At 66.5% G+C, this 21,961-nt stretch carries 12 protein-coding genes and 2 pseudogenes; 6 read left to right on the top strand and 8 right to left on the bottom strand.

All coding sequences use genetic code 11. The features are described 5' to 3' along the window. Positions 1 to 15: 15 nt before the first annotated feature. The 5 genes from CG723_RS41180 to CG723_RS41160 form a co-directional block, all read right to left on the bottom strand. Positions 16 to 2,946, bottom strand: coding sequence for a hypothetical protein (locus CG723_RS41180; RefSeq protein ID WP_100598678.1), 2,931 nt, complete (start codon positions 2,944 to 2,946; stop codon positions 16 to 18). Then, positions 2,943 to 5,702, bottom strand: coding sequence for a DUF1156 domain-containing protein (locus CG723_RS41175; RefSeq protein ID WP_100598677.1), 2,760 nt, complete (start codon positions 5,700 to 5,702; stop codon positions 2,943 to 2,945). Before CG723_RS41175 ends, CG723_RS41180 begins: the two co-directional genes overlap by 4 nt. Continuing rightward, the gene (locus CG723_RS41170) at positions 5,699 to 8,908 is read right to left on the bottom strand and encodes a helicase-related protein (protein WP_159032663.1); all 3,210 of its coding nucleotides are present in this window, start codon (positions 8,906 to 8,908) and stop codon (positions 5,699 to 5,701) included. The genes CG723_RS41175 and CG723_RS41170 overlap by 4 nt, the downstream gene beginning before the upstream one ends. Positions 8,909 to 9,383: 475 nt before the next feature. Continuing rightward, on the bottom strand, positions 9,384 to 10,205 hold the full coding sequence (locus CG723_RS41165; RefSeq protein WP_100598675.1) for a helix-turn-helix domain-containing protein: 822 nt from the start codon (positions 10,203 to 10,205) through the stop codon (positions 9,384 to 9,386). A 33-nt stretch (positions 10,206 to 10,238) separates the two neighbouring features. Then, positions 10,239 to 10,496: a hypothetical protein gene (locus tag CG723_RS41160; protein ID WP_100598674.1), complete on the bottom strand. Its 258-nt coding sequence runs from the start codon at positions 10,494 to 10,496 to the stop codon at positions 10,239 to 10,241. A gap of 613 nt (positions 10,497 to 11,109) precedes the next feature. Between CG723_RS41160 and CG723_RS41150 the strand changes: the two are divergent. Next, positions 11,110 to 12,278 (top strand): annotated as a pseudogene (locus tag CG723_RS41150) (IS3 family transposase). 327 nt (positions 12,279 to 12,605) lie between these two features. Here the strand turns inward: CG723_RS41150 and CG723_RS41145 are convergent. Beyond that, positions 12,606 to 14,198, bottom strand: a complete 1,593-nt coding sequence (locus tag CG723_RS41145; RefSeq protein ID WP_100598671.1) for an SsgA family sporulation/cell division regulator — start codon at positions 14,196 to 14,198, stop codon at positions 12,606 to 12,608. Next, complete coding sequence (locus CG723_RS41140) at positions 14,195 to 15,046, bottom strand: hypothetical protein (protein ID WP_234374796.1); 852 nt, start codon at positions 15,044 to 15,046, stop codon at positions 14,195 to 14,197. The genes CG723_RS41145 and CG723_RS41140 overlap by 4 nt, the downstream gene beginning before the upstream one ends. A 214-nt stretch (positions 15,047 to 15,260) precedes the next feature. Between CG723_RS41140 and CG723_RS41135 the strand changes: the two genes are divergently transcribed. After that, complete coding sequence (locus CG723_RS41135) at positions 15,261 to 15,449, top strand: hypothetical protein (RefSeq protein ID WP_100598670.1); 189 nt, start codon at positions 15,261 to 15,263, stop codon at positions 15,447 to 15,449. Between the two features lie 66 nt (positions 15,450 to 15,515). On the opposite strand, the pseudogene CG723_RS48335 reads toward CG723_RS41135, so the two are convergent. After that, positions 15,516 to 15,719: pseudogene (locus CG723_RS48335) on the bottom strand (kinase); the annotation flags it as partial. 666 nt (positions 15,720 to 16,385) lie between these two features. On the opposite strand from CG723_RS48335, the gene CG723_RS41125 reads away from it, so the two are divergent. The 4 genes from CG723_RS41125 (at position 16,386) to CG723_RS41105 (ending at position 21,953) form a co-directional block, all read left to right on the top strand. Continuing rightward, the gene (locus CG723_RS41125) at positions 16,386 to 16,934 is read left to right on the top strand and encodes a hypothetical protein (protein ID WP_159032662.1); all 549 of its coding nucleotides are present in this window, start codon (positions 16,386 to 16,388) and stop codon (positions 16,932 to 16,934) included. A 1,794-nt stretch (positions 16,935 to 18,728) separates the two neighbouring features. Further along, positions 18,729 to 20,072, top strand: a complete 1,344-nt coding sequence (mycP, locus tag CG723_RS41115) for a type VII secretion-associated serine protease mycosin (protein ID WP_234374795.1) — start codon at positions 18,729 to 18,731, stop codon at positions 20,070 to 20,072. Between the two features lie 31 nt (positions 20,073 to 20,103). Beyond that, entirely contained in the window at positions 20,104 to 20,532 is a 429-nt protein-coding gene (locus CG723_RS41110) for a hypothetical protein (RefSeq protein ID WP_442802635.1), read from the top strand. Between the two features lie 95 nt (positions 20,533 to 20,627). Further along, a complete protein-coding gene (locus tag CG723_RS41105; RefSeq protein WP_159032661.1) occupies positions 20,628 to 21,953 on the top strand; it encodes a hypothetical protein in 1,326 nt (441 codons plus the stop codon). Positions 21,954 to 21,961: the final 8 nt, after the last annotated feature.

Below are 21,961 nucleotides of genomic sequence, written 5' to 3'. Positions count from 1 at the left end.
ACCTAAAAGCCCCCCTCAAAAGTCGAGTTCCTCCCCATACCAGGAGACTTCCGCCGCTTCGGCACTCTGCTCGATCTTTTCGACCGCGTCGGGGACCGCGGTAAGGCTCAGTTGCAGATCTAGGAGCTGGATGTCACCGCCGACCTCTGGGTCCACGACATCAAGTACCTCTTGCAGGAGGTTGGCGATGGTGCGGCGGGCCTCATGAGAGACCACGCTTCGATTCGGTATCTCAAGTCGGTAGTTGCGGTATTCGGGGGCAGGTGTGGCCTCATCACCCTCCCCAGGCCCAGCCGGAAGCAGCTTTCCGTGGATGGCACCAGTGCCATGGGCTGGGCGTAGCGCTGGCACGGGGTGGCGGTTGGGGGCTCCTGCTGGATGCGCAGGAGTACGTGGGGTGCCGTCAGCCGGGATGACGGGCGCCTTACGCAATCTGAGTTCCATCGAACCGATCGACAACTCATCTGCGGATGAGATGTGCTGCGCTGTGCCTTCGCCGTCGATGACCTGATAGGGCTCTGGGCCGCTCAGCGTCTGATAAACGGCGCGGCGAATGTCGTCGACGGAAGGGACCAGTGGGAAGGCGGGGTTCTTGTAGAACTGCTGGCCGATCTCCTTAAGGGTCAGGTCGCGGGCGATCTTGTTCAAAAGGGTCTTCAGGTATGTGCCGGAGAGCTTGCCGGGATAGACGGCGCGGCTGAAATTAGCGAGCGCGTCCCATACGTGTCCGCCCTTGAGAGCGGTCTTGGTGTCATCATCGAATCGCTGCCAGTCGACCTCGATCTGGTCGGTGCGGGTCAGGTGAGCGAAGTGCTGGAAGGCTTTCTGCAGGTCCTCGTCGACGCGCTGAGTGGCGGTGCGGAGTTCGGCTTGTGCATCGGCGCGCTTGTCGTCCTCGGGGTCAAACTGCGCAATGACGGCTCGCCAGGCCAGCACTTCGACGATGCGCTTGCGGACGGCATCGCGGCGCTGGGTATTGACGCAAGCGATGACGCAGGAGGCCGCGTTGTCGACGGGCAGCGCCTGCTCTCCGACGCCTAGGAGGACAGCAACCTCGGCACGGGTGGGGGTGTCGCGGCCGTTGTGCAGGGTCCACCGGCGTGGGTCGAGGATGACCAGGCGGGTCTTGCTGTTCTGGTCGACATCGCTGAAGACCAGGGACAGGGACCTTCCGGCGGCGTCTGGTGCAGCCACAGGGATGACCTGGTCGAAGGGGCCCTGGTGGACCCGGGCAATGGCCTTGGCCCGTTCCCACAGGTAGGTGTCGCGGTCGGCAGGCTCGATGGCGTTCTTGGCCTGCTTGTAGAACATGCGGAGGGTTTGGGCAACGGCGAGGTGGTAGCGGGTGGTGCCCCGGCCCATCGCGGTATCGGTCACGTCGAGGGCCCCGAGGCCCTCGTCGTCACTGATAAGGGTATTGAACACCTCCTCCGCAGCGTGGAACTCAACCCCGGGAGCATAGACAGCGGCAAGCAGCTCCGGCTTGGTGGCGCCCCGCTTCGCCTGGGCACGTGGCACAAGCGAGTAACAGAACAGAGCGGTAGCCATGCGCAGCGCCGGAGCCGCCTGTCCGGCGTCGACACCTCGCTCGGTCAACAGCTCGTCCAGCGCACGTGCACGGCCTTGGGCACCGTCCTTCGTGGTGACGTCGGTGGCAGCCACTTGCCGGTACCCCTGGATGACACGCTCATTGCCGTGCAGGAGTCCGGAGGAGAGGATGTTCTCGATCGCTACGTGCAGGGGAAGGTCTCCGACCCCGATGAGGTCGGGCGCCCACCGGCCGGCGTCACGCTCGCGCTTCCAGTAAAAGGCTGTCGCCGAGAAGATTTCGACGGTGGAGCGGACCCGCTGGAAGCCGGCATGTCGGGACCAATCATCCCGGACGAGGGCCATGAGGTCCGGTGAGAACGGGTAGCTGGCGGCGAGGCGGTCCTCCAGCCCTGTCAAGCCGCGGCGCGCGCCAAGCCGGCCGAAGACCTGCTCCGCCCACGCCTGTCCAGTGCTGGACTGCCAAGCAGCGGCGACGGCGGGAACTGGCAAGTTTCCGGCCGGCTTGAACACGCGGCGGCGGATGATGGCCGAGAAGTCCTGGGGCTCAGTAACGGAATCGCTGATGCCGTTGCGTTCGATGCCGCTGGTGACGAAGGTGCGCAGGCTTTCGGCCTCGGCGGGATAGCCGCGGTCGTCGCGGTCGGAGCGGATCATCACGATGACGAACGCGACGCGGTCGACCTCGTCCACGGCGTCCATCAGGCTGTCCAGGAAGAACTTCTCGCCCGGCATGGAGCCGAGGTGGCGTTCGTCTGCGAGGGCCAGGGCGTATTGCATGAGCTCGTCTAGGAGGACGAGCACAGGACCGCCAACCGCTTCCAGCGCGCGGGCCAGCGCCGCCTTGTTAGCCCCCTCTGCGAGGTGCTGAGCGTACATGGCCCGGTCCCCCTTGAAGAGGGACCACAGGAACCTCTCGTAGAGGGTGGTCGCCGGCCCGAATTCCGGACTGGTCGCCCCGGGAGTCATGTTGTCGGCTGACAGCACGACAACCCGTGCCGCGCCCAGGTCGAGACTGGCGCCCCTCTGTTCGGCCTCGGCCTTGACCTGTCGGCCAAGTTCGGTAGTCAGAAACACCTCGGGAGTGTTGGCCAGGTGGTACAGACCGACGAGGGCGTGGCTCTTGCCGCCGCCCATGCCCTGATCGAGGTGGAACAGCGCCTTGCCGCCGCGTACACGGGTACCGAGCCTGCGGGCGACAGTGCTCATGAACTGCACCAGCCTGGGCGTCGGTTCGGTGATCTCGGCGTAGTAACCAGGGTCGGCGTAGGGCACGTAGCGGTCCGTATAAACCGCGCTGTACAACGACATCTGAAGATCGGCGATCTGTCCGTCCGCGTCCGTGATTTCGGAGCGGAGTGGTAGCAGGTCGGCCCAGTGCGGGTACAGGGAGGTCATCGGGCTTCCTCAACATCGAACAGGGTCGGGCTGCGCATCGGGGCGCTCTGGGCGAGAGCGCCTGCGAGTCCCCGGGCGAGGTTTTTGATCGCGCTGGTGTTGCGCTGCAGGGCTACCAGCGACTTGGCGATCGCGTCACTGGGAGGAAGCTGGGCAGCCAGATCCCCTATGACGGCCCACAGGTGCTCGTCGTCGACAGGGCGCTCCCACTTGGCCAGAACAGCGGAGGCAGCTTCGGTTCCCCCCACCGCGTACGCCCCAGCCAGTGCGCGGGCAACGTCGAACTCGGCACTGTCCGGACTGATGCTGGCAGGAGGGTCGAGAACGAGCCTGAATCCCTTTCGGGTCTCGGCAAGCAGGTCGCCGCGGACGTCCTCCAAACGCAGGCTGTCGACCTGGGCGAGGAAGAGGGCTTCGCCCTTGGGGACGACGGTGCGCCCGTGTACCCGCATCCAGAACACCGCGAATCGTGTGATCGCGTCGAAGGTCTCAATGGGGATGCGGTCCAGGCGCAGCGCGGTCGCCTCGCGTACGCACCGGCGGGCCAGGGTCAGGTATCGCTCCAGCGGAGCCGTTTCCCCATCGGGCTGAATGACTGCTGAGTGACGGCCGTATACCTCCATGGCGGGCCCGTAGGCGGCCATCATCTGGTCCGCGAGAGCGAGTCCGTCTGTCGTCCAGCCGCGGACCCGAGATCTGATCGCGTCGGCGACCTCCTTGTCGACCTGGGCGGCGGTGGCCGCTTCGCGGCCTTCGGGGGCGACGCGGCACCCGATAGTAATGGTGACCTTGATCGAGGCCACTCCGGTGTTTGCTGACTCGGTCCGGCTCGGCCACGAGCTGGTGACTACGAAGCCCGCGTCGTGCAAGGCCGCGAGCAGCCGCTTCCAGGCGTCGGGGTCGGAGTGGCCGAAGACGACGACGAGATGGCCGTCCGGGCGCAGGACCCGCCTGCACTCCTGGAACGCCTTGGACAGTGACGCCTCGTAGAAATCCTTGTCGTGTCGGATGCGGCCGGGCTCGTGCACGCGCCGGACGATGATCTCGTCGTCCTTGTTCTGCAGGCCGTCCCTTGTGCGCACTGCCTTGGGGGCAAAGAGGTCAGGCTCGACGTCGAACAGGATGCGCTTGAGCCAGACGTGCATGAGGTCGGAGGCGTCGGCGTACTCGATCATGTCGTAGTACGGCGGGTCGGTGACCACCGCGTCGACGCTGTTGTCGCGGTAGGGAAGCCTCATTGCGTTGGCCTGGCGGAAGCGCGCGGCCGAGCCCTGGAGAGCACGGACGTGGGCCAGGTAGGGGCCGAGCCCGGTCTTCGACACCGACGCCCACGTGCCCGGCCCGCTTCCCGGACCGGTCTCCACCCAGTCGAACTGGAAGTTCAGGCTCGCCTCATTGGCGAACAGGTCTGAGACCTTGATCCGGTTTTGCTCGGCCCCATTGCCCTTCCCCATAGCCTGGACTCGGCAGCCCCGGGTGGAGTACCGAAGCCGCCGGGCGACCGTCGCCGAGGCGAAAGCGGTTAGCGCCCGCGCGTAGTCCGGTGACACGCCGGCCGCGAGGACGTCGTTGTGGCAGGAACGGATGGCACGCACCGTCTCAGCGAACTGCAGCGCCTGCCGGTCGCACATCAAGTCTCCGAAGGTCCGGTAGCCGTAGCCGCTGGCCATCACCGTATGCACGTTGCCCGCAGGGATCGGCTCGTCTGGCACAGCACTCAGCGGACCGCTGTCTTCGAGCGCGGTTGTGTCCACCCCGCGGGCTGCTGTCCGCTCGTCCTGCCGCAATGTCCTGAAGACGCGTTTGGCCTCGCCCTCAGTGTCGATCGCCAAAAGAACCTCGTCGCGGTACTCAGCTGCAGCTCCCTTGGCCTTGACTGTCTCCAGGCTGTGAACGTGGCTGCAGAAGAGGCAGCGGGCGCTTTTGCCCTTGCGCTTTCTGCCATCGCCCAGATCCGTGGAGGAGTAGGTGGGAGCCTGGTCGGGGAGTCCGTCGACCACCTCGGCACGCCAGGCATCGCCGTCGACAACCAGCCTCAGTGCTTGGCCGGCGTCCTTGGTCCTGGCGTAGGGGTGGCGCAGGACGAGGCTGCCAAGGAGCGGAAAGCGGCGCTCACATCCGTCGCACGTGATGCTGATCGCCCACAGGTAGCCCCATGGGAAGGATCCGTCGGGGTTCCTCGGGTAGTACGGTTCAACCGCCTCCTGGACGCGTTGGCCTATCTCGTCAAGGAACACTTTGAGGTCGGCGATCAGCCGGGGTGTGCCGTCCTCCTCGAACAGGGTGGCGCTGGCCTCCTGGCTGTGCGTCCAGCGCAGGGGGGGCTCGCCCGACCAGTCGCGCATCGGATAGTCCGCGAGGATCCGTCCGGCGAGCGTCGCCACCGGGCTCAAATCAAGACCGACTGCCTTCGCACCTAGCCGTGCAGCTTCCAGGGAGATGATGCCCCTCCCGGAGAAGACGTCGAGAACGATTGGTCTCCCTTCCGGGTAACGCTCAGCAACGAGAGCGGCCACCTTCGCGACGGCTCCTGGGTTGCCGCGCACGGCGTCGTCGATCAGCGGACGGGTGTCGGGTTCGTCGGGGAGGAGAGCGGTAGCCACGGCCGCCCGGGCCTGGGCGATGGGCCGGGAGGCGAACCAAGTGAAGATGGCCTTCTCGACCTGCCCTGAGCCCGCACGGTTGCCGCAAGCTTCGTCGACTGCCGCACAGGGGAACCACGAATCGATGAGTATGCGGCCAGGGTCGCTGGTCATTCACTCTCCATGAGGTGCCGGAGCTGAGAAACGGGGATCTTGAAGCGTTCGATTCGACGGGGGCCGGCCAGGGTCCCGGCGGGGTCCTGGCAGCGGATGACGACCGTCGGCTGCTCTGCGCAGTGCAGCACCACGTACAACCAGTAGTCGTTGCCCCGTTGTTGGGCTTGGGCCCATTCGTGCTGCTCAAACACAACCGGCTTGATGCCAGCGGCGAATCCCTTGACCTCGATGAGCCGCTGGTCGGTGGTCCCGGGGCGCCGGGCGAGCAGGTCGTATCCCAGACCCGCGGTCTGCCGATCGTCGACGGACCAGCCCAGTCCTTCGAGTTCTGTGACGACCTTGGCGATGGCGACCTTCTCGGAGTCGGGGTCGTGTCCGAGCTCGTCCGTCCGTGCCCCACCGCTGACCTGGACCCAGCCCAGCAGGGTTGGTGTGGTGTGGGAGACGTCGTCGAAGAGATCGAGCAGGGCAAGGCGGTCGGCCCGGAGCGCGGCGAATCGGTCGAGTGCCTCGCGCCTGGCGGCAGGATCCAGAACTCTCACTTGGCGCTTGTAGCGGCGCTCGATATCGCCCAGGTCCGCGCGGGTCTTGGCGGTAATTGCTCGCTGTTGCCGCTCCATCTGAGCGGCCTCGGCAGTGACGGCGTCGCGGGCGGCCTCATCGGCCTCGATCCGGGCAGCCGGCACCGGCGCGATCGGCGTGGTGGTGGCCCTGCTGAGGTTCATGACCGATTCCCATGCGGTAGGGAAGGCGCCCGCTCCGGAGTAGCGGATGAGAAACGGCACGGCTCGGCGGACGCGGCGGATCCCGTCGTGGTGCTCGAGGTCTGCCGTGTAGACGAACAGCGTGTAACCAGTGAGCGAGGCCAGGTCCACGGCCGCGGCCCCGGCGAGCAGGTCGCCCTCGCACCTGCGCACCGCCCGCTCGACCAACTCCAAGAACGGATCCTCGGTGGGGCCGAGGACGACCACGTCGCCGGCCCGGCGAAACTGGTCCTCCTGTGCCTTGGCTACAGCAGCGGCGTCTGCGGCGATCAGACACTCTTCGCCCCCGCCGAACGAGCCGGGCAGTGGGCCACTGCCGGACCGCAGGATGCGGATACCCGGGGTGGGACCGGTCGTGACATTCCAGTCCTCGACCTGGACAGCCTGGTCGACGAAGGCCGACACGATGACGGGGTTGATGGCCTGGAGGCGGTCGGCGGCTAGCCGTTGCATCGCCTCAGCGGGGTCGACTGGCGTCTTCAGCCGGTCTTCATCAGCGACGATTTCCTGAGCGCGGGCGACCAGCGTCTCGGCGTCGGGAACTGCCGCAATCACCGCCCCTACCGCACTCGGATCGCGATATGTTGCGGCCATCGCCGCACCGAAGTTGAATCCGGTCCGATCGACGGTCGCGTCCAGCAGGTCGTACAGACGGCCGTCCAGAGCCCGGGACGCCGCGGTCAGGTTGTCGAGCATGACCTGCTGAACACGGCCCTCGCGCGTGTCGGCCGCGACCAGGTGGTAGACGAATACCTCGTGCTGCTGGCCAATGCGGTGCAATCGTCCGGCCCGCTGCTCAAGCCGGACCAGGCTCCACGGGATGTCCCAATCGATCATCACATGGGCGGACTGCAGGTCGATGCCTTCACCACCGGCATCTGTGGACACGAGCACCTGGAACCGGTCGTTGAGGAAACGCAGTTGCAGCTCTTCGCGGCCTGTTTGATCCACCGTTCCGTCCAGCACCTCGGTGCTGAACCCGGTCGCACGAAACACCTCCGCGAGCCACCGCGCGGTGTCGGTGAACTCAGTGAAGACCAACAGCTGGCCAACTCCTGGGGAGATGCCGTGATGTGTCATGATCGCACGGGCCATCTGCCACTTCGCTGCCTCATCCTTGGACGTCAAGGCCCGCTCCAGCTGGCCAATCACCGCTGTGACCGCCTCGAGCTCCGCCCGCCGGTCGCTGCTGCGGGCCTGCAACACAGCCTCCTCGGCGTCGTGCCATGCCTCGTCGGAGTCCAGAGCGGCGCGGGAGAGATCAGAGCTGTCGAACCCCTCGGGTGCGATGGGGGCGACCCGGCCGGCCTGACTGCTCGACAGAGCAGCTCGCCGACGTCGCAGCGTCTCCAGCGCCGCAGTCACCGACGAAGCGGCACGCTTGCCGTAGATGGAGCGAGCCAGCACCGAGTCGGAGGAGTACCAGGTGTCGACGTAGCCCATCACCGCTTCGTAGGCGTCCGCCTCGGCTGGGGTGAGGAACACCTCGCGGGTCTCGGCGAAGCGGGGCCGAAACAGCAGCTCACCGTCCAGACCTCGCAGGTCCTCCTTCATCCGCCGCAGGAAATTGTCCCGTCCTGGGCGCAGCGCGTGGTCGTACGTCTTCTCTGCCGGGTCCCACGGGTAGATCGCCGGGTCGAGCAGGTGCAGCAAGGCACGGAAGAATTGCTCCTTGCCACGGTGGGGCGTCGCGGTCAGTAGCAGGAGGTGGTGAGTGGCGTCGGCGAGCTGACGCGCGGCGCTGAGGTACTGCGAGGTGGGTGTGAGCCTGTGAGCCTCGTCGAATACAGCGAGTGACCAGGACGCCCGGCTACCGACGATCTTGCGGCGGACATCGGTGTTATAGGTGTACAGGTCCAGGGAGACCACCCAAACGTCCACGTCTCCGCGGAGGTCAAGTGGTTCCCTGCCGATCTCGGCGGTGACCCGGTGTGCATCGATACCGAAGAACCGCTTGAGTTCACCGATCCACTTACCGACCAAATGAGCGGGTACGACGATGACGGTCTTGCCCGGAACCAGCCCGCGCCGCCGCCCTTCCGCAAGGTACATGCCCGACATCAGGGTCTTGCCCGTCCCGGGCTCGTCAGCCAACAGGAACCGCAGCCTCGGCTGCGACAGCATCACCCCGAAGACCGCGTCGTCCTGGTGCGCGTAGGGACGCAGCGGGCGCGTTGCCAAAACAGCGGACCGGATCCGCGGGATCGCCCAGCGCATCCACTGGGCCCACACAGCTGTGATGGCGCGGCTGCTGTCGCCGCTGCCGTCAGACGCCGGAACCCTGCAACTGGCGACATCACCGAAACGCACGAAGACCTCGTCCAGTCCACGTATCGGAGACCTAACGATGCACCTGAACCCTGCACGTTCCTGCGACACCGCCACGACTGTCACCAACTCTCCATCAATCAAGAGCCGATCGTCCTTGGCTATGTCCACGCCCATCCCCCTCCCCCGGGCTTGCAGAACGCTCACCCTAGACGGCGCGCAACTACCGAAGCGCCTTTCACTACAACGTAACTGACTGCACCTCAGGCGATGATGATATTGGAGGTAGCACTCAACGCAATGCTCAAGGCCTTTGGATCGGGATCGAGTTGGCATGCGAAGGGCGTACCCCCGGATGATCCTGTGATGGTTATCGAGGCCGACGCTCACTGCGTCGGTCGGCCCCGTGCTCACAGTAGTTCCCGCGGTACACCGTGCTGATGAGCCCTCCAGCGCCAGGCACGCGACAAGACCATCCCAGCGGGTGGACTTCTGAAGGCTCAGTTCGCCGGGGGCGCGGGCTCCCGCTCTTTCCTGGCCTTCTTCACGACCGTCTTCAGGGGGAACACTCATGGACCGATTGGCGTCCACGCAACGCGTCGCCGTATTCGGCGCCGGCTACATCGGCCTGGTCGCCGGTGCCTTGTCAGGCGGTCCCTGACGATGGAGGTCCTTCCGGCTGCCGAGGCTTGGCATGGCACACGGAACAACCTGTTCCGCGGCGCACGTAATCGAGGCGGACGCGGGACAGTTTGCCGCATCTCACGCACTGCGCAGTCCAGGGCCGCGCAGTGCCGGGAAAGTCGTCAATGGGCCTGAGGCCGGCGGCCCGCATGATCTTCGCGGCTGTGGCTGGCTCGGTGGAGTCCGGCCGACGGGTTCGCGTCTGCGGTGCTCGGCGCAGGGTTGCCGATTGGGCGCCGGCCTTGGCTCGACGCCAGGCCCGGACCCATTCCGGGAAGGCGGCTTCGGATACGTTGCAGGCGATGAGGAACGCCCTTAGCTGATTCTCCGTCGTGGGCAGGACCTTGCGGTGGACGATGCGCCAGGCCGTCATCCGGTCCAGCCGCCCGAAGCCGCCATGCCTCTCGGCCCGGCGCTCCATCTCCCTGAACGCAGGGCGTGCGTTGTCTTCATGCGCCCGCAGCAGCGCCGCTCCGAGGTCCGCCTCGTTGCGGACGAAGTTGACTGCCGGGGCCTGCGTACGTTTCGTTCCCCGGGCCGGCTTGCCTGCCGCCTCCCACAAGTCGGCCATCTTCTCCTCGTCCAGGCCACATGCCCGGGCAAAAGCGCGGGTCACCGACTGCGTCGGTCGCTGCTTGCCAGCCTCCGCCCGCTGAACTGTTGCCAGCGAACACGGGATGGCATCCGCGACCTGTTCCCGGCTCTTGCCGCTCTTCTCGCGCCCCCGGCGCAGGGCGGCAGCCAGGCGCCCCGCGCCATACTCCGGCACGGCGACCGGCCTCATGGGCCGGCCCCTTCGCTCCTTCACGTCCGTAGCTCAGATCTGGGCCGGGGTCAGCAGAGCCCTTCCCGCGCGTCGCAGCGCCTTGAACTCCCTGGCGTTGAGCCGAACTACGAGGATGGCTACGAAGCCCACGCTGGCCAAGAGCAGCAGGAGTTCGGACAGCGGCATGCCGTCGCGGGTCATCACGGCAGCCACGATGACGATGATGATGACGACCGCGGCATCGCCGGGCGACAGCCGGGCGTCGGGAACGCAGCTTGAGCCCCCATACATCAGGATGTTTCTGGACATACATGTCCCTACTCGCTGGGCACCCACGCCGTCGGGCAGCGGGGGTGACGGATCATGTGTACTGAACTGGCTCCAACCAGGTACCGCGGGCGTTTGGCTCCGCCCTCACGCGGCGGACCACATCGTGCCAGCGTTCCGGTGTCCCCCGCGCTGCTTGCGAAGTATTCGTTCACGTCTGTCACTTGCTCCTCTATGCCTCAGGATTGGCAAGTCACCTCTGGCCGTTGGCCAAAGCACGGCTCTGTCGAGACGCCGTACCCCCGTGAACTGTGACTTCCTCAAGCACCTCTTCCGGAACAGCCGTCTCCGCTACGTGCCGATCGGGTATTCATGCAGCCTTGGCACAACACTCCCTTGCCCCTCTCCCTCAGCGCCTGCGACGATCCAGCCAGCGTCTCCGGATTCCGTGGCGCTCCCCTGACTCGCTATGGCTCCAACCAGGCAGAACAGGGAACTTGTGGGGGCGTGTTGGCTCACCCCTCACACAGAAGAGCCGGCGTCCCCAGTGGGCACGCCGGCTCTTCGCGTTTCTGGTCGAAACTGGGCTTGATCCGGTTTGACGGACATCCGAGATCAGGGGCCCTGCCCCGGAAGGATGTCCATCATGGAGAGCATGGGGAAGAAGAAGCCACGTCATCGCCGCTCGTTCACGGCGGAGTTCAAGGCCGAGATCGTCGAGCTGTGCCGACGCGGTGACCGCTCGGTCGGCCAGATCGCCAAGGACTTCGACCTGACCGAGACCGCGGTACGGCAGTGGGTCAGCCAAGCTGAGGTCGACGCCGGTGAGAAGGATGGGCTGACCAGTAGCGAACGCGAGGAATTGGCAGCTTTGAGGCGGGAGAACCGCCGACTGCGCGAGGACGTCGACATCCTCAAGCGGGCCACGGCTTTCTTCGCGAAGGAGACCCGGTGACGGTGCACCCGTTCATCGAGGCGGAGAAGCAGGACGGTCACAACGTCAAGCGCGCATGTGAACTGCTCAAGGTCTCCCGCACCGCCTTCTACGCCCGCCGCAGCAGCAAGCCCGGTCCCCGCGCCGTCCAGGACGCCGAGTTGACCCAGCAGATCACCTCAGTCCACGAGCGTTCACGCGGAACCTATGGAGCCCCGCGCGTCCATGCCGTGCTCAAGCAGGAAGGTGCTGGCTGCGGCCGCCGCCGGGTTGCCCGGCTGATGCGGGCGGCCGGGCTGGAGGGCCGACACCGCAGACGACGGCATTTGACCACGATTCCTGATCCACGAGCCGCCCTGCGGCCCGACCTCGTGGTCCGCAACTTCGCTCCTGACGCCTCCGGACGCGATACCCGCTGGTGCGGCGACATCACCTACGTCCCGACCGAGGAGGGCTGGCTCTATCTGGCCACGGTCATCGACATCGCCTCGCGGCGCGTGGTCGGATGGGCCACCGCCGATCACCTGCGGACCGGTCTGGTCGCCGACGCTCTGCGATCTGCCTGCCGGCAGCGTCGCCCGGACCATCCGGTGATCTTCCACTCGGATCGCGGCTGCCAATACACCAGTCAGCAATTCGCTGCCCTGGCCGATGAGTTGGGCGTCCGCCTATCTGTCGGACGCACCGGGCAATGCTGGGACAACGCCCTCGCTGAGTCCTTCTTTGCCACCATCAAACGCGAGTTGCTCGGCATCGCCGCCTGGCCCAGCCGGGCCTCTGCCCGCACCGCGATCTTCGACTTCATCGAGGGCTGGTACAACTTGCACCGACTGCACAGCAGCCTCGGATACCGCAGCCCCGCCGACTATGAGACCGCGCTCGCAGCCTGACCACCACACCAACGGTGTCCGTCAAAGCGGAACAAGCTCAAAACCTCGCTACACAGCGATGCCTCAACTGATCGTGCCGCCAGCCAAATACACTGCGAGGTCGGCGACGGGTGGAGCGGCCACCAGGCCATCAGGTGAACCAACATCTACGGGTCGCACGGCGGACCCTCCGCGGCACGACCTGGAGATGGCCCAGCCCATGGGCCGCTTGGACGGCGACAGCGTCCGCGTGTCCGTCCGTAGCCTGCACTCGCTGCGCCCTCCTCGTCGCCAGCGTGAGTTCATGGCCGCCAGCCTCGGCCTCGCTGTGATTCCGGACGAAACGGCCTAGTCGCCAAATCCACGGCAGGTAAGTTCGCTGAGTTCTCCTTCAAACGCGTCCAGCGCTGCTCCCGCGTGCAAGTGCTCCATGCCCAGCGAGCACAGATGTTGGGTGCGTTCGAGGTAGCGCTTGAGCTGCTCGTGGCGGGCAGACAACAGTGCTGTTCCTTCAGGCGAGTTCAGTCGGATATAGGTGCGCTGTCCTTGTTCTTGGCTCTCCTCAGCGTTCCAGACGACCACATCCCCCTCTCCGGCACTGCCGCTCAGTCCTTCGATCAAGAGATCGCGGGCGAATACCCAGACCACGGGTTCGTCGTCATCGGTGTGGAAGGCCGCTTCCACTGCGTAAGGGTCGCGGAGGCGGTAGGTGAGCCGGGTGGGAAAGGATGCTCCCTTGCCGCCTTCTTCCTCATGGAATGCCATCTGCAGACAGGCGTGCAGAGCCGGTCCTTGCTCGTCTTCCTCTGCCCACACTGTGGGCGTGCCGCAGTCTGCCGGCTTCTGCGCGTCAGGGCCGGCGGGCGTTCCCGCGCGCAGTGCACCGTCAGTAGTGGGGGTAGGCGGTGCGCCGGGTGGGGCCCACAGCGTAGGCAGATGACTGGCGAGCAGCAGGCGTTGTGGCCACTCCAAGCGGGGAGTGTGTACCCGCAGGTATGTGGCTGGCCCCGCGCATGGCGGCATGCCGGATGTATCGCTCTGCTGGCCCACCTTCCCCATGTGCCGACGCAGTTGAGCGAGTGCCGCAAGCGGTGTGTCACCATCGGCCTTGTGGTCGATGCTCGGCCACAGTCGCGGTGGCATGCGCAGTGTGTCTGACGCCCTGTGGGTCCAGGCCCGGGCAACAGCTTGGACTGCCGTCTGAACCGCCTGATGGCGGTGGCTGCGCCCTGGTGCAGGCTCGGCCGAGTCACAGACGAAGGTCAGCAGTTCGGTCATGCGCGCCGTGTGCCATTGCCGGACCGACGGTGACGAAGCCATGGATTCCCCAGCGCAGCGGGTGGGGTCCAGGTGGGTGCATCGGATGAGGTAGTCCGCCAGGCGAGGAGTGTCCTGCACGTCTCTGTGGTGGTCAGCGCGTTGACAGGCAGTCGCCATGGCTGCGGCAAGGCCCGGCCCATACACACTGCCACTCAGTGTCAACAGGGCGTGCATCGCGTCTCGTGGGCGCTCAGCGGACATCATCCGCGCATGCGGGCTGATGACGAGCAGGCGCTGCGTCTTTGCGAAACTGGCGATCAGTGCGGCCAGAACGGCCGACTTCCCGCTGCCCACCGAGCCCCACAGGACAGCGAGCGGGGCAGACTCTCCGCCGGTGCGCCCAGCCGGTTGCTGGGCGGCGTACGCCTCAATGTCGACACTCACCGACATGGCCCTCTTCGCTTGCGCATGGCGGGCAACTTCCCGGCCCGGCGCGTCGTTGTCGCTGGCATTGGGGTGGGCGGCCGCCGCCTGGGCAAGGCGGCGGCGGAACTCGACGGGAATCGGTTCCGTCTCGGCCAGGACGTGTGGGGCGCCCAGGCTGGAGGCGTTGAGTAGGGCGTCGAAGTCGTCCTCGGTCACATTGGCGTTGTCCATGGTGATGTCCTTCTCAACGCTCATCGTGCTCCCCCTTCCCCGAGTTCGGGCTCACGCAGGTAGGCGTTCAGGACCCGGCTGCGGGTCCGGCTGAGGCGGCGCTCCAGCGCCTTTTGCGTCAGGCCGACCCGCTCGGCGGCCTCTGCCTCGGTGTAGCCCAGGGCACGCCAGCCAAGTCCTTCGCGGACCTGGGGGTCGGTGATGTGGGGCAGCAGGCGGGCAAGTTCGTCGGCGGTGGCGGCGGCGTAGTAGGGGTCGACGGCACGCTGGTCAGGGATGTCGCGCTGCGACTCGTCGTCGTGGGTGCCGGACTGGGCATTCAGCTCGGTGTGCCCCGTCTGCTGGTCGCGGAACCATGCCAGGTAGACGGGGCGGAAGGAGCGAACCGCCGCGCCGACGACGTAGGTGGTGAGGCTGGCGCCGCCCTCGGGGTTCCATCCGCCTTGCACGAGTCCGCGTTCGCGGAACAACTCCATGCCTCCAATCATGGTGTCGGTCGCCACCTGGTAGCGATCGTCCTTGCTCCATGACGTCGTGATCACGGACGGAGGGACGGGGCGGCCTGCCTTACGGCTGCGGGCGAAGATCTCGCCGGTGCGGGACCACTTGACCATGATGCGCCAGCCGTAACTCCACCAGCCCGCAGAGGCCTTGTCGTAGCGGGAGCCGGTGAATCCGTCGCTGCGCAGGATGTCGACGAGGCGCTGGTCGGCTTTCAGACGGGCGTCCTGCACGGACAGGCTCTGCCCGCCGGCTGGCTGGGCAAGGTCCTGTTCCAGGATCAGCAGACTGTCCGCGGTCGACTCGTGCAGGCCACAGTCGTCATGCGACTCGTCGTCAGGAGCCCGCTCCCCCCTAAACCCGTCCAGCACATTCGCTCCCTCGCCTCGCTGCGGTCCCGGCAGGACCGATCGAACCTGGCACCGGGGTCTTAGGCGGGTGCTTTGGAACTACCCCCGCCTTCACAGCAGATTTCTCCTGTGGCTCACGACACACGGGGGGAAGATGTGGTGCGACTGCTACAGCATCAGCGCCCCCCCAACCGCCGGGGAACGTCGATTTTCGCTGTCTGCACAGGAGTTGATGATGACGAACCAGAACCCGCAGCCGCTTCTCGGGCTGCGCACCGCGCTCGTTCTGCTGCTGGGATGCCTGGTGGCGCTCGGCGCCGGCGTGCTGACGATGCTCGCAGGTGGCCATGTGGCCAGCGCCGCCCTCGCCGGTGGTGCGGCCTTCGGTGCCGGCGTGCTCTTCTTCCACACGATCATCGCCTGACCGCAGAACCGGCTCAGGCCCCGCGGCATATGCGCATGCCGTGCATCTGCGGACTAGCTGGGTCTGGAGCATCCCACCGTAGCGGTCGGCGTACAGGATGCCTTCGATGACGACGTGGAAGCCGTTGTCCAGGGCGTAGCGGGCGGTGAGGTCGATCAGGCCGATGTTGGCTCCGCCGGGCCGGTCGCGTTCGCGCAGCACGATCCGGCGGAGGTTGTCCTGGCCGACGATGGCGAGGTTGCGGCCGAACTTCTCGCGCAGGCCGGCCGCTGGACACGCCACGGGCCCCGGAGGACGTTTCGTCGACGAGGGCGAGCTGCATGAGGGAGGTGCCCAGGTGGGCGAGGCTGGCGCCGCCGTCGTGGACGCGGTCGACTTGGTCGTTTGATCTTCAACTGGTTGGCATGAGCCAGTTGGAAGACAACCAGCACGGTCTGAGCGGCGATACCGCGGATCCGTCGAAGGTCAGACCCAGCGTGATGTAGAGGGCAGTCTGGTGTGCCAGCTCCGGATTCCGATCCCGGAGTGCGCGTACTTGCCGATCAGTGACAGTTAGATTGTCGCCCAGGAGTTCGGCTACGGCCCTGGGGTAGTCACTTTCAAGCCAACAGGGCAGGGCCTCGTCTGGTGCCTGCATCGTGCGGTGCAGGTGTGCCGTATCCCCGGGGCGGTCTCGAACTGTGCACTTCCTGTCCCGTGTAGATGAGGTCGGTGGCGATGTGGCGGAGGTGTGAGGCGCCGTGAAGTCCTTCGGAGATCACGCAAACGCGCATGAGTAGTTCGGCCATCGGTCGATGCCGGCGGCGGCGGGGACCGGTGTCAGGAGTAGCCCCCGGATACCGTTGCTGAGTTGCGTGTGTTAGGCATGGAGCAATCGATGTTGCTTCCGGTGGTCATGTGCGCACGCTGGGAAGCTGACCGTACGGGGAGGGCACGGTGTCGGCCGACGACGCGAAGGGCGGGGGCGCGGAATCGCCTGCGGTGAGTGGAGGGGTGTTCGGGGCGGTTGGAGCGGCTGCGGCTGGCGTCACCGCCGCGGCCGCGCAGGCGATGCGGGTTGAGGGAGAGACTCTGACGGCGTTCAAACGCCGCGTCGACGCCCTACTGCGGGACCTGGAGAAGTCGCACGCCGCGCCCTCGAAGATCGCCGGAGGAACACTCGGGGCGGGCCGGCTGGGTACGTTCGACGAGGCAGACCAACTGCACTCCTCTTACACGCATGTGCACACTCAGCTGGCGAACCTGTCCAAGATGCTGTCGCTCCAGATCGAGGCGTTGGTCGTCACCGTGGACGCGTCGAAGTCCGGATACCACAACCTGGACGACGACGTACGCGCCCGCCTGAGCCGCATCCGCACCAATGTTGATGCCCTGGTCGGCGGCGGTCAGCACACCAAGCAGCCGTCAGACAAGCGTGGTTCGGATGGCGAAGAGCGCAGCGAGCCGAGTCCTGAGGCGACAGACAGGGAAGCGGGCGGACTGTGATGCCGTGGGCGATGGGCGCCGCAACCGCTGAGACAGAGACTCGGCTCAAGGGACATCAAGACGGGGGCGGAGCATGAGTGGCGGTCTGGGATCCCGCATGTGGGGCATGGTCAACCAGTACCGCTTCGCCGTGCATACCCCGGAGGAACTGTGGGCGATGGTCGAGCCGGCGGACGGCTCGAAGCCTGCGGATCTCGGCGTGCTGTTGACGGCGGCGGCAAAGACGATCAAGAGCATCGGCGACGACCTCAAGACGCACAGCACGGCGGTTGAGTGGGACGGAGAAGGCGGCGAGGCGTTCCGTAAATGGGTCCACCAGGCCGCGCTCGCGACCCTGGGGCTGGGCGACTACAGCGAGTCCGCCGGCAAGTGGATGGCGCATGCGGCGGACACGCTGCACGAGGTCAAGCCGCAGCTGGAGATTCTGAAGAACTCCAGCGCCTCGGCGCGCTCGATCCCGGACGCGCACGCGGCCAAGGCCACGGATGTCGGCAACCACGATGGCGGTCCGGCGGACTCCTCCGTGAAGTCGGCCAAATCGCAGTACGACAACGACCGTACTGAAGCCGCGCAGTTGATGATCAAGCTGGCACAGTCGTACACGGCGTCAACGGAGCAGATCGATGCGCTGAAGGCCCCGAAGTTCCCGGAACTTCCCAAACAGTTCGTGCCAGAGAGCCGCGACGATCTCACCCACCGCCCCGGCACGTCTTCCGATGATGCATCGAGCACTGGGACAGCGGCTGCGGTGGGCGGCGTGGGCGTTGCCGCAGTGGGGGCTGCAGCAGTTGGCGAAGCGGCGCGTGGTGCTGCACTGGCCGCAGGAGACCGCCACGCAAGCACAGCTGCCCTTCCGTCGAGAACAGTTCCGGATCCTTCCCTGAGCGGGGCGAGCACCGCCCTCGACAGGGTCGGCACGCTCCCGTCCCCCACCGTTCCGCCTGCGGCACCCTCCGCGTCGCCACCGTCCGCGTTGCCGGGCGGCACCTCAGGCATCGGGCCCCAGGTCCCGGGTACGTCACCGCCGGTGTTCGGGGGCACAGGCCGATTCGGTGCTTCGCCGCGCGGAGTGAGCGGAGGCCGTATCCCCGCTGCCAACGGTCTCCGCGGACCGTTGGGCACACCGACGGTCCCACGTACCCCTGGTACCCCCGGCGCGTCGCGGGCGGTTTCGCCGGGGCGTGGAGTTCCCGGGGTGACGGGGACGCCGAGCGGCTCCGCGTCGCCGGTGCGAGGGCCAGGTGGTGCGAGCCCGGGGCATCCGTCCAACGGGATTGCAGGTGGTCGTCCGGCTGCACCGCAGACAGGCCGTGCGGCGGGTGCGATTCCGCGGGGCACGGTGGTCGGCGGTTCCCCGACGCAGCAAGCACCAGGAGTCCGCGGTGGTACCCCCGCGGGGGCACGTGCCGGAGCAACACCCAGCCGCGGCGCCGTGCCTGGCTCGGGACGTGAGAGCGGCGTGGCCGGTGCACGGATGCCCGCGCACGCCGATGGTGTCGTCGGTGGACAGCCTCAGCCCTCGAAGACGCGCCGGAACCCGCGGACCACGACCAGGGCAACAGGTCCCGTACGCGGAACGGAGAGCCGTACAACCCAGGTGCACAGTGGTGGACCCACTGGAGGCTCCTCGCAGGCGGCACGTAAGGATGGTGCTCGGCCGGTCCTGGAGGAGCGCTTGCAGGATGAGCGGCCTGTGGGTGAGGAAGCAGAGACGGATCAGACCGAGCCACCACAGCCTCCGCTGCGGCTGCCGGGCCTGCCCCCGACGACGCGGCGTGACAACGAAGGATGACGATGGGTTCCCGTTCCAAGCAGGTCCGCAGGCTCCGGCTGGCGTCGGCCCTGTCCGGCGTCGTGCTCGCGGGCGTCGTCGTGACACCCGCCCACGCCGAAAGTGTCCGGGACCAGCAGTGGTACCTCGACGCCATGCGAGCCGAGCAGATGTGGAAGACCAGCACCGGCAAGGACGTCACGGTGGCGGTTATCGACTCGGGTGTCGATCCCGATCTCGCAGACCTGCGTGGACAGGTACTGCCCGGCAAGGACTACTCCCGGCACCCTGGCGACGAGCACTCGGACTACGACGGGCACGGCACCCGCATGGCCGTCCTGATCGCGGCCACCGGCGCGAAAAGCGGCACGCAGGGCTCGTATGGGCTCGCTCCCGGGGCCAAGATCCTTCCGATCCGGGTACCGGACTTCATCGAGAAGAGCCGCATGGACGGCAACCCGGACGACTACCCCACCTATATATCCAAGGCCATCCGGTACGCCGCGGACTCCGATGCCCAGATCATCAATATCTCGCTGGGCAGTGAGGACCATGCCAAGAAGCTGGACGACGCGGTCGCCTACGCGCTGTCGAAGAACAAGCTGGTCTTCGCGTCCGTGGGCAACACCGGTGCCGGAACGAATCGGGTGGAGTACCCGGCAGGGACACCTGGAGTGGTTGGCGTCGGTGCGATCGACAAGAACGTCAAGGCGACCAAGGAGTCCCAGCACGGCCCGCAGGTCGACCTGGTCGCACCCGGTGCGGACATGGTCGCCGCCTGCAAGGGCGGCAGCGAGCTGTGCGACTCTCACGGTACGAGTGACGCCACCGCGCTCGCTTCCGCCTCCGCGGCGTTGATCTGGTCGAAGCATCCGGACTGGACGAACAACCAGGTCCTACGGGTCATGCTGAACACTGCGAGCGGAGCCGTGAGCGGGAAGAAGCGAACCGACTCCATCGGGTACGGCGCCGTGCGCCCCCGGATCGCACTCACCGAGCCCGGGGCCCCAGGCCAGGCCGACAAGTACCCGTTGCCCGACTACAAAGACGGGGCCTCGGCGGCGGCAGAGGGAGGCGCAACCGCTGCGCCGTCCGCGGGTGCCTCGACGGCCCCCTCCGCGGAGACTTCCGATGACGAGTCGAGCGCACTGCCGTGGATCTTGGCAGGAGTGGCCGGGCTTGTGTTGGTCGGAGCTGGTGGCGGGGCCGTCGCCCTGCGCAGCCGCAAGCGCCGCCGCGAGGCATTGACCGCACCGCTGCCTCCGATGCCGCAGCAGGGGTGGACGCAGCCGTCTCCCTCCGGCACGCAGTCGGGGCAAGGGCAGCCATGGCCGTACCAGGACACCAACCACACGGGCACGCCGTGACAGGACGAGGATCGAGCGGGGGCAAGATTCCATGACGGATACGACCGGGGAACAACATACGCCACGCAGCGGGCCCGAAAACATGGTCGGTATGCGGCTGAACCACCTTCCCGAGGACGCGCGGCCTGCTGGCGGCGGCCAGGAAGACCTGGCGTCGAGTCCGGCGGAGAAGAAGGCCGCCGCACGGGCCATTGAAGAGCACATCCAGCCGGATACCGGTAAAGCAGGCGACTGGGCGGACGTCGACACCGGTGCGGCTGTCAAGGAGTTCCGCGATGGATGGCTCACGTCAGGGGCGTTGAAGAAGGCCCACAAGACCTGGGGCGAGCAGGTTCACAACCTGTTGAACCGCCTCTCGTCGGAAAAGGCGGCGTTGCGGGGCGCCAACAACACTCTGCAGGGCACCGATGGCGAGGTAGGTGCGCGTACGCGCTCTCTTTCGGCACTGGACGGCTTCTGACGCAGATGGGCAGTAGCCCATTCCTGAACGTCACTTCGACCAGCAGGACGCCACAGCAGGACCACGGGGGAACCATGCCGACGTACCACGACATCATGACCGTCGACCTGTCCACACTCACCACGGCCGCGGACCGTTGGGACGGGATGGCGAAGGAGTTCCATAAGCAGGAAGTCGCCTACGACCGCGATGTTCACGGCATATCCATGGGGCAGGCCTGGACGGGGCTGAGCGCGGATGCCGCCAATCGACGGTTCGACATCACGCTGAAGGAATTTCAGAAAGCCCAGACGGAAGCCAAAGCGGTCGCCTCCCTGCTGCGGGACGCACACCACCAGTTCAGCGAGGTGCGCAAGAGACTCAAGTCCGCCCGCGCGGACGCTATCAAGGCCCGCATGGCGGTCTCCGACGAGGGCGTGGTGTCCTTCGACACCACCGATCTCACCGAAGGGGAACGTAACGCCCTCCATCACGACCCCTCGTACCAGGAATCCGTGGGTACTGCTGTCACAGCGTGGCAGGACCACCTCGATCAGATCGTCAAGGACGCAGAGAAGACTGACCACTCCGTCCAGACGGCACTCAACGCGGTGGTCATCGACTCCAAAGGGAACGACGGGACACTCGAGGGCTTCAACGGAGACGCCAAGGACCACCTCAAGGACTACAAGGCCGCTGGCAAGGGCGGCAAGAAGTCCGGCGGCTGGAAGGGCGACGGAGACTTCAAGCTGGACTGGTGGTCCCCGTCCTTCAGCGCCTCGGCAGATCCCAAGTACGGCAAGGAGGGCTCGGTCAAGGCGGCTTTCGATCTCATCCACATGACCGGAAAGGGCTCGCTGACCAATGGCGACTGGAAACTCTCCGGGATCGGCGACGCCTACGCAGGTATTCGCTCGAGCGCTAACTACGGCTTCAGCGACAAGGGCATATCGGGCAAGGCCGAGGTGTCCGCAGGCGCACGAGCGCTGATGGAAGGACGGGCCGAGTACGGCGACTGGGGCGGTGTCTATCTGCGCGGTGATGGCTTCGCAGGCGCCGAAGCCGGAATCTCGGGCAAGGTGAACAAGGACGAGGTCGGCGTCAGCGCCAAGGCCTTCTACGGCGCGAAGGCCTCGATCGGCGGCGGCGTCGAGGCGGCCGGGATCGGTATCGGTGGGAACTTCGAGGTCGGCGCCGGCCAGGGTGTCGAGGCCAAATTCGGCGTCAAGAAAGACGAGCACGGTGTGTGGAAACTGAGCACCGGCGCTTTCGCAGCCGAAGTCGTGGGTGCAGGAGCAGGAACCGAGATCACCTTCGACCCGAACAAGTTCGGCAAGACCGTCGACAGTGCGGCTGACGCGGTCGGGCTCGGTGGCGCAGCGGAAACAGTGGGACACGGCCTCAAATCCACCAAGGACACCGTCGCCGGCTGGCTCGACTGACCAGCCCC

Origin of the sequence: Streptomyces sp. CB01635, from assembly GCF_002803065.1 — a bacterium.
Classification (GTDB): Bacteria; Actinomycetota; Actinomycetes; order Streptomycetales; family Streptomycetaceae; genus Streptomyces.
The sequence above is the reverse complement of the archived record's forward strand: the minus strand, read 5'-3'. Positions and strand labels throughout refer to the sequence as shown.

Excerpts from the sequence above, each read along its gene's own strand:
- CG723_RS41175 (WP_100598677.1), bottom strand. The coding sequence starts at position 5,702 with ATGACCAGCGACCCTGGCCGCATACTCATCGATTCGTGGTTCCCCTGT.
- CG723_RS41110 (WP_442802635.1), top strand. The coding sequence starts at position 20,104 with ATGACGGATACGACCGGGGAACAACATACGCCACGCAGCGGGCCCGAA.
- CG723_RS41165 (WP_100598675.1), bottom strand. The coding sequence starts at position 10,205 with ATGAGGCCGGTCGCCGTGCCGGAGTATGGCGCGGGGCGCCTGGCTGCC.
- mycP (WP_234374795.1), top strand. The coding sequence starts at position 18,729 with ATGGGTTCCCGTTCCAAGCAGGTCCGCAGGCTCCGGCTGGCGTCGGCC.
- CG723_RS41145 (WP_100598671.1), bottom strand. The coding sequence starts at position 14,198 with ATGAGCGTTGAGAAGGACATCACCATGGACAACGCCAATGTGACCGAG.
- CG723_RS41135 (WP_100598670.1), top strand. The coding sequence starts at position 15,261 with ATGACGAACCAGAACCCGCAGCCGCTTCTCGGGCTGCGCACCGCGCTC.
- CG723_RS41180 (WP_100598678.1), bottom strand. The coding sequence starts at position 2,946 with ATGACCTCCCTGTACCCGCACTGGGCCGACCTGCTACCACTCCGCTCC.
- CG723_RS41160 (WP_100598674.1), bottom strand. The coding sequence starts at position 10,496 with ATGTCCAGAAACATCCTGATGTATGGGGGCTCAAGCTGCGTTCCCGAC.
- CG723_RS41105 (WP_159032661.1), top strand. The coding sequence starts at position 20,628 with ATGACCGTCGACCTGTCCACACTCACCACGGCCGCGGACCGTTGGGAC.